The following is a 10,981-nucleotide window of genomic DNA, read 5'->3' on the forward strand; positions in this document are numbered from 1 at the left end:
CATGTCGCCAGGTACCAAACAATCAGCGCCCGGAGTGCCCGCTCCGCGACAAACCAATCAACCCGACCGCGCCTTCATTCACGCGGCGACGATCAGCGGATTGGCGGAGGTGGAGTTCGGCAAGCTTGCGGCACAAAAAGCATCGGGCCGTGCCGTAAAGGAATTTGCCGAGCACATGATCCGCGATCACAGCGCCGCCAACGACAGGCTAGCGGCACTCGTAAGGACAGTCGGCATCGCGCCGCCCGATCGACTGGACGAGGAACACAAAGCCATGCACGTCAGGCTCCAACAATCTGACGGTGCCCAGTTCGACCACGCCTACATCCAGGGCCAGATCATCGAGCATCAGAAGGCAGCACAGCTTCTGCAATACGAGATCGGTTCAGGAGAGAACGCGGAACTGAAGGACTTCGCATCGGACATCCTGCCGACCGTACTGGGCCATCTCCGGATGGCGCAGGCCATTGCCATGGAAATGGCGCAGCAAGCCCAAGCTGACGTACCGCCAACAGATCGAGAGAAGCGAAAGTAACCGGGCGTTCAAAAAGCCGGTCGGCGAGGAACGCTCAGCATGTCTGTTGATTGTGCCTCAATGATCAATCTGAAGGAGACCACCATGCCTACCAGTGCTCGTGATATTTTTGTGGTCGGATTGCGTAACGCACATTCGATGGAGGTCCAGGCCCGTGAGCTGCTGGAGCGGCAGTCTGAGCGGCTGGATGATTACCCGCAAGTCAAGGCCAAGGTTCGAGCCCATCTGGAAGAAACCAATGGCCAGCTCAGGCGATTGGAGCAGTGCCTCGAGTCCTGCGGCGAAACGACCTCGAGCCTAAAGGATACGGCGCAATCGGTAATGGGCAACACCGCTGCGATGCTGAACGCGATGGCAGGCGACGAAATTCTGAAGAATACGTTCGCAAACAATGCGTTCGAGCATTTTGAGATCGCGGCCTACAAGTCCCTGTTGGAGCTTTGTAGCCCAGCCGGCATGGAATCCGCGCGTGCCCCGCTTCAGGCATCACTCCAGGAGGAACAGGAGATGGCCGCCTGGATCGATGCAAACGTTGGAAACGTGACTCGCGAGTACGTCGCCCACGAAGCGCGCGCTGCCTAGGATCCTGCAGGCCGTTCTTGTGAACTGAGCCTGACGACCGCTCCGGCGTTGCAGAGCAGCAGCCGTTCGGCTCAGCGCGGGGGCTTGTTCGAGGACGCCTGGGCGTCGAGATAGCAGGGCCTGTACATCGCCTGAAGCTGCTTGCCGCGCAGGAAGAGCATGCGTTGGGTCAGGCCGCCGCGCGCCGCGATCCATCTGCGCACCGGCGGCGGATACATCGAATACAGCATCTGAGTCGCTTCGGGGTTCATGACGGCGCGGCCGTTGGCGCCGAAATCCCAAGCGGCATGGAAGCCGAGATTGGCGTGCGAGGTAACGCAGATCCGGTCATGGGGAACCGCGCCGAGCACGATGGTGCAAGCCGAGGCGCACAGGCCATCAATGATCACGGTTTCGCCCGAGGTACGCAGGCCCTGGTATTTGTCGACATAGGTGCCGATCCGGCCGCCGCGGTCATCCGCGATCCGCACCACCGCCTGGCTCGCCCCTACCCCCGCCAGCAGCAGCACCGCGGCAAGCAACCCCGTCACCAGCTTCATATCCCGCCCCAGTCCAAAAATGTCGAAACCGAATCTGATCGTCTTCGTGATGCAAGACGTGGCGTAGCGTCGTTTGAGATCGTGATTTTGTCTAGGCAGCCACAGCTAGTCAAAACAAATTCAAATTAAGTGTTGCTTGGCCGCTGCACCCTTCCCGCGAAAAGGTCCCAGACTGGAACATGCAACCACTAGCGCGGTGGCAATGCGGGCACAGGCTAGAGTCCGTTTGCCGTTGACCACGCGCAAGGACGCGGGCTTGAATCAAAAGCGGCATGGGGAGGAAACGATGGCTGATGACGCAGACGTAATCGTGGTTGGCAGTGGCTTGGCGGGGCTGGTCGCGGCGACGGAGATCGCAGATGCCGGCAAGCGCGTCATTGTCGTCGACCAGGAAGGCGAACAAAGCCTTGGCGGACAAGCCTTTTGGTCGTTCGGCGGATTGTTTCTGGTCGACTCTCCCGAACAGCGCCGGCTCGGCATTAAGGATTCGTTTGATCTCGCATTGCAGGACTGGATGGGGACCGCGGGCTTCGACCGCGGCGACGACCATTGGCCCAAGCGGTGGGCGGAAGCCTATGTGGCGTTCGCCGCCGGCGAGAAGCGCGACTGGCTCCGCGCGATGGGCCACCGTATTTTTCCGGTGGTCGGCTGGGCCGAGCGCGGCGGCTATGACGCAATGGGCCATGGCAATTCAGTGCCGCGCTTTCACGTCACCTGGGGCACCGGCCCCGGCATCGTCGAGCCGTTCGAGCGCCGCGCGCGCGAAGCGCAAAAAAATGGCCGGTTAACGTTCAAGTTCCGCCACCGCGTCGACACACTCGTGATGACGAACGGCGCGGTTGAGGGGGTCGGCGGTTCTGTGCTCGAACCTGATAGCGTCGAGCGCGGCAGGAGCTCCTCGCGCCAGGTGATCGGCGATTTCACGCTGCGGGCGCAGGCGGTGATCGTCGCTTCCGGCGGCATCGGCGGCAATCATGACATGGTCCGGCAGAACTGGCCGAAGCGCCTGGGCGAGCCGCCGAAATTCATGGTCTCCGGCGTCCCCGAACATGTCGATGGCCGCATGATCGGCATCACCGAGGCCGCCGGCGCGCGACTGATCAACCGCGACCGGATGTGGCATTATGTCGAGGGCATCCGGAACTGGAACCCGATCTGGCCACGCCACGGCATCCGTATCCTGCCCGGCCCCTCCTCGATGTGGTTCGACGCCACGGGCAAACGCCTGCCCGCGCCACTCTTCCCCGGCTCCGACACGCTCGGCCAACTGCAATACATCATGTCGACCGGCTATGATTATTCCTGGTTCATCCTGACCCAGAGCATCATCAAAAAGGAGTTTGCGCTCTCCGGCTCCGAGCAGAATCCCGACCTCACAGGCAAGAGCTGGCGCATGACGATCAAGCGCGCCACCAACAAGGGGGCGCCGGCGCCGGTGGAAGCGTTCAAGCAGAACGGCGCCGATTTCATCGTGCGCGACAATCTCGGCGACCTCGTCAGCGCGATGAACGCGCTCGCAGGCAGCGACCTGCTCAAGCTCGATCACATCAAGGCGCAAATCGAGGCGCGCGACCGCGAGATCACCAATCCTTACGTCAAGGACGCGCAGGTGATGAACCTGCACAATGCGCGCCGCTACATCGGCGACAAGTTGATCCGCACCGCAAAGCCGCATCGAATTCTCGACCCCGAACACGGACCGCTGATTGCGGTCAAGCTCAACATCCTGACGCGCAAGACGCTGGGCGGTTTCGAGACCGATCTCGACTCGCGCGTGTTCGGCACCAACGGCGAGATCATCCGGGGGCTTTACGCCGCCGGCGAAGCCGCCGGATTTGGCGGCGGCGGCATGCATGGCTACCGCTCGCTGGAAGGCACCTTCCTCGGCGGCTGCCTGTTCTCGGGGAGGAATGCGGGACGCGCGGCGGCCAAGGCGGCTTCCTGATTTTTCGCCGCGATGGTCAGGCTTGTCCCGGCATGGCGGCTGCAATCTCAATGCAAATAACGCAGTGGCGCATGGGACGCGAGCGCGCTAAGTAACCGCCGCCCCTCATTAGGAGAACAATATGACCATCCAGCGCTTCGAAACCGGACCTCGCATGAGCCAGGTCATCGTCCACGGCAACACCGTCTATCTCGCGGGCGTCGTTGCCGGCAAGGCCGCCGGCAAGAGCGTGACCGAGCAGACGCAGGACATTCTGTCGATCATCGACGGCCATCTCGCCAAGGCCGGCACCGACAAATCGAAGCTGTTGTCGGCCACGATCTATATCACCGACATGAAGACCTTTCCCGAGATGAACGCGGTGTGGGACGGCTGGGTCTCGGCCGGCAACACGCCGGCGCGCGCCACCGTCGAGGCCAAGCTCGCCGCTCCGCAATACAATGTCGAGATCATGGTGGTCGCGGCGAAGTAACGCCAGCCAGCCACTAACCGTCTTGCTGCCCCGGATTGCAGACGCCATCCGGGGCATTTTCATCGGCCTCTCACGCGCTGATCCGTTCGCCCGTGACATCGCCGATATCAGCCTGAAGCCACTGGGCGATCCGGCGCCAGGAATGGCTCAGAACTTTTCGCCCCATGAACAGGCTGAGGTGATCGCATGGTTCGGAGGCCCGTTCCAGCCACGCTGGTTGCGTGCCCAATAGCCGAACTGTGGCGAACGCCTGATCGCGCGGGACCACGATGTCGTTCTCTCCCGCCAGCAGGAAGACCGGCACGCGCACCTCGGCGAGATCGATCCGGCGACCGAGGGCGACGAAACGTCCTTCAGCGATCTGGTTCTGACGAAACACGCGGTCGGTCACCTCGAGATAATAGACTCCCGGCAGATCCAGCGGCGCGCGATCCCAGCGCTTGAAACGGTCCAGCAGCATGCGGGCCTCGTCCGATCGATCGCGAAGATTCCTTTGCAGCACGGCTTCGACGTCATGCTGGCTGAACGGAATGTTCCAGAACCGCAGCATGTGCTCGCCGTTCACGATTCCTCCTCCCTGCTGCACCATCTGCTCGAAAGCCTGACGGGGAAGTGCGGCCACCATCTTCGAGAGTTCTGACGGCGTGGAAACATCAACCGGAGCGCCGGCGAGCACCAGCCGCCGCACCTTGCCGGGAAAACGAGCAGCGTAGACCAGCGACAGCCACCCGCCCTGGCACAGGCCGACAAGATCGACCGGCGCGCCGATCTCGTCGATCGCGACGTTGAGCTCGGCAAGATAATTGTCGATCGACAGATGGCGCATTTCCAGCGTGGCCGAGCGCCAGTCCGTGACATAGATGCGGTTCATGCCGCCTCGTTGCAACGCCCCTACCAGACTGTGGCCCGGCGCGAAGTCCGCAACCAGCGCGCCGTGCAGCGCATAGGGCGCGCAAACGAGCACCGGCTGCCCCGCATCCCCTCGCGAAAACTCGCGCAATCGCATCGACTGAAGTTGCAACACCGCGTTTGGCGTGGTCCAGGCGAGCGGTGTCTGCTCCGGCGCGCGGGAAGGCGCAGGTTTCTGATCGGCGATCCATTGCGCGTAGCTGTCGAGCGCCAATCGCGTGGCTTCGAGCGGCCACAGCCACACCTGCGTCCAGTCGGCGCCCGCATGTTCCTCCGGCCTCTTTGGCTTCTCTACCACACCCGTTCACCGATTGGTCGTGCCGTCATGGTGAGGACGGCAGGATCGAGCTGTTCTGGAACAACGAGATCGCATGCTTTTACGCCAAATCCGGCGCAGGCCCTAGCTGGTCGATCGTCACACCCTCGCTGATCATCCTGCGAGCCGCTCAACATTCACGCGCTACTGCCGGCCCGCCGGTTTGTGCCCGCCAAGGTGCGATGTTTCCTCGATGCGCTGGACGTCCAGGCCCGCGGCGACGGGACGGAGGATGCATGTATCAGCAAAAATCGAAATCCTTAACCTCCGAGGTAATCGATTGGCGCGTCGGATTTTTCGATAGTCGGTCAGCCGGCCCATTCGGCCGAAACGAAGGAGAGCATGATGACCGACATCAACAAGATCGCCCGCAGCTACATCGAACTGTGGAATGAGCGGACGCCAAGCCGCCGCCGCGAAATTCTCAGCCAGAACTGGACGAGTGATGCCCGATATGTCGACCCGCTGATGTCGGGCGACGGCCATGACGGCGTGGACGCGCTGATCGCTGGCGTGCAGCAGCGGTTTCCGGATTTCAGGTTCAGGCTGATCGGCGAGCCGAATGGTTTTGGCGACTACGTCCGCTTCTCCTGGGGCCTCGGCCCCGAAGGCGGCGATACTCCGATCAAGGGCACGGATTTCGCCGTTCTTAGCGACGGCCGCATCCGCAGCATCACCGGCTTCCTCGATCAGGTGCCGGCGGGGGCATAGCCGACCAACCGACATCCCGCCACCCGGCTCGCCTTCGGCGAGTCCGATGGCAGGCACCGCGAAGCAAAGCAACACACCATGGTCATCCCCGCGAGGGGGGATCCAGTACGCCGCGGCTTATCGCTTGAATCACTGGCGCCTCTGGAATACTGGGTCACCCGCCTTCGCGGGTGACGACAAGGGAATATGAAGCGGCGTTCTCGCGACGCATGGCGCCCGAGTTTGCATTTTCTTTTCGCCCTTCCGAAACACAGAGGGCGCAGGGAAGACCGGGTGCGCGCCGCACCCGCGGTCTCGTGTGCAATTTGCGCACTAAGAACGCGCACACGAGCATACAGGTACAGCGGGAGCATCCCGGCCTTCCCTGCGCAATGGCTTTACGGCTTACTTCGTGCTCTTCCCGGTGAACGGCTTTCTTGCCACCGTCGCCCCCGAGAAGCTTCGCTTCCAAAGGACTTAACGCCAGCACCGCGGCGCCAGAACCACACGACTTCGCCGTACGCGTCGGGCGCCACCGTCTTGTGCGCCTCTCGCGTCCATCGCATCCCACCGCACGTTCGTGACGATCGCGAGCCGCCCCTCCATCGGGTGAGACGGGCGGAGTTATGCGGCTGATTTGCCCGGCCTGTTAAGCGGAATATTTTTGCAAGAAGGTCTGGACAGACTTTTGGTGATTTGCCCGTCGTGCCAATTGGTCGCAGCCGCGCATTAAATTTTCGCTTTTGCGCGCCGCAAATCAGTTCGCAATCCAGTAGGGTGAGCAAAGCGATAGCGTGCCCACCATCGAGAAGTGCGATCGCCGATGGTGGGCACGGCGCAAGGGCGCCTTTGCCCGCCCTACGGATCTCGTCGTCAATCTTTTGGTGTGGAATCCGGCGGACAGTTCGGGGAAGCCTTCAGCGGCTCGTCGCCGCTCTGCACCGTCGGCGCGGCAGAGTCCGTGCCGCCCGCATCGGGCAGCACCGCGCTCTTGCCGACGGTGACTGAATTCGACGTCTTCTCCTCGCCGCTTCCCGACGTCGCAGCCGGTGATGTCGTGCAGGCCGTCTCCTCCTTCTCGCCCGATGGTGCCGTGGATTGGGCAGAGGCCGCACTCACTCCGATTACCGCTGCAAAAATCGCTGCCGCGAGGCGGGTCATTTTCGGTCTCCAAAGGCTTGAAAAACAGCTTGCTCGGAGCAAAACGTTCTGCTGCAACGAAGGTTCCGGTTAGTTTTTATGCGGCGTCGCGGACATTGAAACCGGCGCAGGATTTGCTTCACTGAACGATCTGTGAAAGGGAAATTTCATGACCATCGAGCTGACGCGCCGCACACTGCTCCACCTCGCCGGCGCCTCGTCGCTATCAGCCGCGGCCGTTGCCGCGGCGCAGGCAGAGGGCGTGGCCGACGGAGGACCGACCTTCGCCAACCGCACACCGATGCGGATCGGCATGGTGACCTTGCGCGTGCGTAACCTCGATCTCGTCACCGATTACTATCGCGATGCGATCGGGCTCACCGTGATGCAGCGCACGGCTACGGGTGCCCGTCTCGGCGCGGGCGGCGTGGCGCTGCTTGATCTCACCCTGCGCGCGGGCGCCGCCAGCGAGGCACGGAATGCGGCGGGCCTCTATCACACCGCCTTCCTGATGCCGACCCGCAAGGATCTCGCGCGCTGGCTGGTGCAGGCCGCGACGAACAAGGTGCCGCTCTCCGGCTTTGCCGACCATCTTGTCAGCGAGTCCGTCTATCTCGACGATCCCGAAGGCAACGGCATCGAGGTCTACGCCGACCGCGCGCCCGAAAGCTGGAAGTGGGATGGCGGCACGGTGGCGATGGCCACCGACCCGCTCGATATCGACGGCCTGCTGGCGCTGACAAATCCGCGCATCTCCAACTATGCCGCGGCACCCGACGGCCTTCGCATCGGCCACATGCACCTGCGCGTCGGCGACCTCGAACAGGCCGACCGCTTTTATGGCGGCGCCATCGGCTTCGATCCGACGCGCAAACGAACCGGTGCCGCGTTCCTATCATCGGGACGCTATCACCATCACCTCGGCATCAATGTCTGGCAGAGCGCCGGCGCCGGCCGGCGGAATGATGCGGCCACGGGACTTGCATGGTTTTCGCTCGAGGTCGCGTCGGAGGAGATCCTGCAGGCCCAGGAGCAGCGCCTGCGGCAGGCCGGCGCGCCGGCGGCTGCGATTACGAACAGCATCGAGACCGCCGATCCCTGGGGCACCAAGGTGCGGCTAATCAAGGTTTGATGCTGGGCGCGATCGTCGGTTAGCCCGGTTCAGCATGCGCCGATAGGCCATGCGAGCACCGAACATTATTTCTTCTTACCGGAACCCAAGGTTGGCTGCCAGCCTCCGGCCTTCTGGCTCGGTGCTGCGGCAATTACCTTGATCTTCTCCTTCTTGGGTTTCTTGGCTTCCCGATTGCCTCTTTGCTCGCTTTTGGCCATGTCGATCTCCTGGGTTGATGGTGATGCCTGAACCAATGCAGATCCGGCTAGATATCGTTGTCGACTAGAGCCGAGGCGCGTCGAGGTCATATCTGACCTTCAACGTCCTGATCAGATCCAGCGTGCGGGTGCGGTAGAAATTGTCGCCCTCGGACGCTGGCCGACTGATGCTCGCGCTCCATCCGTAAGCATCATCGAAAACAAACATCGTCATCCCCGAAGGCCAGGGACCATGGAGAATCCTTGCCTGCTCGACAATCATGTCCTGGAGCTCATCGGCGGTCTTGAAGGGTCTGCTCACGGCTTGCCTCCCGGACCTTTTGTGGGCGCCCCGCTATTCTTCAAGCTGATCGAACTCATCAGACAACACGATCCGGCCCCGGGGCGTGGATATCCTCACGTCCAAATAACCTTCCTGCAAAAGCTCCTTTGCCTTCTTGACGGCAGCCCCCGCCGCCGCACGGCTAAGATTGACCCGGCCAAATTGATTGTTGCCGCTGATCAGGTAATGCAGTTCGCTCGTCCTATCCATGCGGGAATGCCACGGCCGACACCAACAATGGAAGAAGCGGCGGAACGATTGCCAGCGGGACGGTCCGGTCGGCAGCCAAGCAACCTTGGGACAACAAAAGCGCTCCGTTCGTCGGGCGTGAGCGTTGCTAGCCCTCAGTCACCGATAGACGCCGTGGGAAACGCGGTGATAATCAACTCTAGGCTCGCGTCGCGGCAATAGCGAGCGCTAAAACGCCGCGGCGACAACCGCGAGCGCCTGCCGGTGGCAATGCTCGTACTTCACCTTATCCCGACCTCGAGCGCGACTACGGAAGGGGCGCTGACGTAATCCCGTCGCGTCCAACTCGAAGCGATCTACCTGGCTCGATCCGCGGAAATTTGTCGGGCCTATCTCAATCGAAGGCCGATGGCAGCTCTCCCTTGCGGAAGATGACCGTCGGCTCGTCGTCATAGTCGCCCATCTCAGGGTCACCGGTGGATGAGAAGGCAACAACCCCGAGCTTGCTCTCGGCCAGCCGCTCCGCGGTGCGAAGCGCGCCCGTTGCCGTTTTGCAGGCTATCGGAACGCCCGCTTTCAGGTTTCCTCCCCGGCCGGCATCGAAGGCCTGAACGAAGTAGCTTGTTTCGCGAGCCATGGGCTCTCCTTAGGAATGCGGGTCGCACCGCGCGATTTCTGATTCAGGCCATCGATCGCATCAGCGCAGAAATTTCGATTGTCGCAAAGTTGGAGTACGTATCCGAGACGGCGTAAGGCAAAATGAGTTGACCGTTGTGCGTCATCGCCCCGCAGGTATAGACCACATTGGGAACGTAGCCTTCGCGTTCGGATGGTTCGGGTCGCAGCAACGGTTCACGCGAACGTGCCAGCACCCTGGAGGGGTCGCGCTTGTCCAGCAGCGCTGCGCCGATCGAATATTTCCGGACCGGGCCGACACCGTGCGTCAACATCAGCCAGCCCTCCTCCAGTTCGATTGGCGATCCGCAGTTGCCGATCTGCACGAACTCCCAGGGAAATTGCGGCCTCAGGACCGCCTGACCGCCTTCCCATCTGTAGAGATCGTCCGAATAAACCAGATAGAGATTCTCGTTGTCCTGTCGCGCAATCATGGCGTACCTGCCATCGATTTTCCGCGGGAAGAGCGCCATGCCCTTGTTGCGCGCGGCTGCGCCTTGCAGCGGCGTCATCCGAAACGAGAGGAAGTCGGCGGTTTCGATCAACTCCGATCGGATGGCAGTGCCCTTATAGGCGGTATAAGTTGCGTAATAGGTCGTCCGACCGCCGTCGCTGAATTGGACGAAGCGCGCGTCTTCGATGCCGTTCGATTGCGACTCCGTCACCGGAAAGATCACCCGTTCGCTGATGTCCGGTGCCAGCTCGAAAACGACATCGACTTCATCGCCGCTCGGTCCGGCGGTCCGGTGCGTGACCCGGGGACTCGTAGCGAGCCGGGCGGTCGGATCGACTGTAATGCTGCCATCCGCCGCGATCGTGCCGGCGCGAAACGTCAGCGACGATACATGCCCCTCGCCGACGGCTCGGAGGCTCAGAATGAAGCGCAGGCTGCCGCTCGGGATTCCCGACTGGTCGGGGTGCGGCACGATGCTTGGATTGAACAGTGCCGACGCTTCGAAGGAATATTCGTGCACGAAGTAGGCGCCGATCAGTTGGCGCTGCACTTCGGAAAACGTAGAGTGCGCCAGCAGCGCCTCCTCCATCTCATCGGCACGCAGCTCAAACGTCTTTAGCAAGTTGCGGTGCCGGCCCTGAAAATTCTCCAGCACGTCCGCTAATTGGCCGGCCGCAGCCTGCGAATCGAGATTGAGAACGCGCTCGACAATATGGTTGGCGCGTGTCTTGTCGGTCGGGTTGAGATCGCGCGGTTCGGTCGCTGGCTTGAACGGACGCACGATCACGCGCGCAGGATCAGGCCGCAGATGGAGCGCCCGCCGATTGATAAACGTGGCTTGCAACAGCGTGCCCTCTGTTCGCATTTGCGTGAGTAGGCGC

14 protein-coding genes are annotated in these 10,981 nt (G+C 62.1%); 6 read left to right on the top strand and 8 right to left on the bottom strand.

Annotated features, from left to right (window positions below; genetic code table 11):
• Positions 1–109: 109 nt before the first annotated feature.
• The gene (locus RX328_RS41155; RefSeq protein ID WP_317258592.1) at positions 110–535 is read left to right on the top strand and encodes a DUF4142 domain-containing protein; all 426 of its coding nucleotides are present in this window, start codon (positions 110–112) and stop codon (positions 533–535) included.
• 84 nt (positions 536–619) lie between these two features.
• On the top strand, positions 620–1,117 hold the full coding sequence (locus tag RX328_RS41160; RefSeq protein WP_213254274.1) for a ferritin-like domain-containing protein: 498 nt from the start codon (positions 620–622) through the stop codon (positions 1,115–1,117).
• Between the two features lie 71 nt (positions 1,118–1,188).
• Here RX328_RS41160 and RX328_RS41165 read toward each other — a convergent pair whose 3' ends face one another.
• Positions 1,189–1,656 (bottom strand): hypothetical protein, encoded by a 468-nt coding sequence (locus tag RX328_RS41165; RefSeq protein ID WP_213254256.1) that lies wholly within the window; start codon positions 1,654–1,656, stop codon positions 1,189–1,191.
• A 286-nt stretch (positions 1,657–1,942) separates the two neighbouring features.
• Here RX328_RS41165 and RX328_RS41170 point away from each other — a divergent pair, with 286 nt between their 5' ends.
• Together RX328_RS41170 and RX328_RS41175 are read left to right on the top strand one after the other, a co-directional pair.
• Positions 1,943–3,601, top strand: coding sequence for an FAD-binding dehydrogenase (locus tag RX328_RS41170; RefSeq protein WP_213254258.1), 1,659 nt, complete (start codon positions 1,943–1,945; stop codon positions 3,599–3,601).
• Between the two features lie 121 nt (positions 3,602–3,722).
• On the top strand, positions 3,723–4,073 hold the full coding sequence (locus tag RX328_RS41175; protein ID WP_213254260.1) for a RidA family protein: 351 nt from the start codon (positions 3,723–3,725) through the stop codon (positions 4,071–4,073).
• 70 nt (positions 4,074–4,143) lie between these two features.
• Here RX328_RS41175 and RX328_RS41180 read toward each other — a convergent pair whose 3' ends face one another.
• On the bottom strand, positions 4,144–5,280 hold the full coding sequence (locus tag RX328_RS41180; protein ID WP_213254262.1) for an alpha/beta fold hydrolase: 1,137 nt from the start codon (positions 5,278–5,280) through the stop codon (positions 4,144–4,146).
• A 363-nt stretch (positions 5,281–5,643) separates the two neighbouring features.
• On the opposite strand from RX328_RS41180, the gene RX328_RS41185 reads away from it, so the two are divergent.
• Positions 5,644–6,009, top strand: a complete 366-nt coding sequence (locus RX328_RS41185; RefSeq protein WP_213254264.1) for a nuclear transport factor 2 family protein — start codon at positions 5,644–5,646, stop codon at positions 6,007–6,009.
• Between the two features lie 852 nt (positions 6,010–6,861).
• Here RX328_RS41185 and RX328_RS41190 read toward each other — a convergent pair.
• On the bottom strand, positions 6,862–7,149 hold the full coding sequence (locus RX328_RS41190) for a hypothetical protein (protein ID WP_213254584.1): 288 nt from the start codon (positions 7,147–7,149) through the stop codon (positions 6,862–6,864).
• Between the two features lie 148 nt (positions 7,150–7,297).
• On the opposite strand from RX328_RS41190, the gene RX328_RS41195 reads away from it, so the two are divergent.
• The gene (locus tag RX328_RS41195) at positions 7,298–8,260 is read left to right on the top strand and encodes a VOC family protein (protein WP_213254583.1); all 963 of its coding nucleotides are present in this window, start codon (positions 7,298–7,300) and stop codon (positions 8,258–8,260) included.
• A 65-nt stretch (positions 8,261–8,325) separates the two neighbouring features.
• Here RX328_RS41195 and RX328_RS41200 read toward each other — a convergent pair whose 3' ends face one another.
• From RX328_RS41200 to RX328_RS41220, 5 genes are all read right to left on the bottom strand, one after another.
• A complete protein-coding gene (locus RX328_RS41200; RefSeq protein ID WP_283772419.1) occupies positions 8,326–8,460 on the bottom strand; it encodes a hypothetical protein in 135 nt (44 codons plus the stop codon).
• A 64-nt stretch (positions 8,461–8,524) separates the two neighbouring features.
• Complete coding sequence (locus RX328_RS41205) at positions 8,525–8,761, bottom strand: hypothetical protein (protein WP_213254582.1); 237 nt, start codon at positions 8,759–8,761, stop codon at positions 8,525–8,527.
• 33 nt (positions 8,762–8,794) lie between these two features.
• Positions 8,795–8,992 carry a hypothetical protein gene (locus tag RX328_RS41210; protein WP_249726981.1) on the bottom strand — a complete coding sequence of 66 codons (198 nt, stop codon included), beginning with the start codon at positions 8,990–8,992 and terminating at the stop codon, positions 8,795–8,797.
• Positions 8,993–9,365: 373 nt separating this feature from the next.
• Positions 9,366–9,608: a hypothetical protein gene (locus tag RX328_RS41215; protein WP_213254581.1), complete on the bottom strand. Its 243-nt coding sequence runs from the start codon at positions 9,606–9,608 to the stop codon at positions 9,366–9,368.
• A 43-nt stretch (positions 9,609–9,651) separates the two neighbouring features.
• The gene (locus RX328_RS41220) at positions 9,652–10,965 is read right to left on the bottom strand and encodes a glycoside hydrolase family 130 protein (protein ID WP_213254574.1); all 1,314 of its coding nucleotides are present in this window, start codon (positions 10,963–10,965) and stop codon (positions 9,652–9,654) included.
• Between the last annotated feature and the right edge of the window lie 16 nt (positions 10,966–10,981).

This window comes from Bradyrhizobium sp. sBnM-33 (genome assembly GCF_032917945.1).
In the GTDB taxonomy this organism is placed as follows: Bacteria; Pseudomonadota; Alphaproteobacteria; order Rhizobiales; family Xanthobacteraceae; genus Bradyrhizobium.

Excerpts from the sequence above, each read along its gene's own strand:
- RX328_RS41215 (WP_213254581.1), bottom strand. The coding sequence starts at position 9,608 with ATGGCTCGCGAAACAAGCTACTTCGTTCAGGCCTTCGATGCCGGCCGG.
- RX328_RS41175 (WP_213254260.1), top strand. The coding sequence starts at position 3,723 with ATGACCATCCAGCGCTTCGAAACCGGACCTCGCATGAGCCAGGTCATC.
- RX328_RS41200 (WP_283772419.1), bottom strand. The coding sequence starts at position 8,460 with ATGGCCAAAAGCGAGCAAAGAGGCAATCGGGAAGCCAAGAAACCCAAG.
- RX328_RS41190 (WP_213254584.1), bottom strand. The coding sequence starts at position 7,149 with ATGACCCGCCTCGCGGCAGCGATTTTTGCAGCGGTAATCGGAGTGAGT.
- RX328_RS41165 (WP_213254256.1), bottom strand. The coding sequence starts at position 1,656 with ATGAAGCTGGTGACGGGGTTGCTTGCCGCGGTGCTGCTGCTGGCGGGG.
- RX328_RS41210 (WP_249726981.1), bottom strand. The coding sequence starts at position 8,992 with ATGGATAGGACGAGCGAACTGCATTACCTGATCAGCGGCAACAATCAA.
- RX328_RS41170 (WP_213254258.1), top strand. The coding sequence starts at position 1,943 with ATGGCTGATGACGCAGACGTAATCGTGGTTGGCAGTGGCTTGGCGGGG.
- RX328_RS41185 (WP_213254264.1), top strand. The coding sequence starts at position 5,644 with ATGACCGACATCAACAAGATCGCCCGCAGCTACATCGAACTGTGGAAT.
- RX328_RS41195 (WP_213254583.1), top strand. The coding sequence starts at position 7,298 with ATGACCATCGAGCTGACGCGCCGCACACTGCTCCACCTCGCCGGCGCC.
- RX328_RS41220 (WP_213254574.1), bottom strand. The coding sequence starts at position 10,965 with ATGCGAACAGAGGGCACGCTGTTGCAAGCCACGTTTATCAATCGGCGG.
- RX328_RS41160 (WP_213254274.1), top strand. The coding sequence starts at position 620 with ATGCCTACCAGTGCTCGTGATATTTTTGTGGTCGGATTGCGTAACGCA.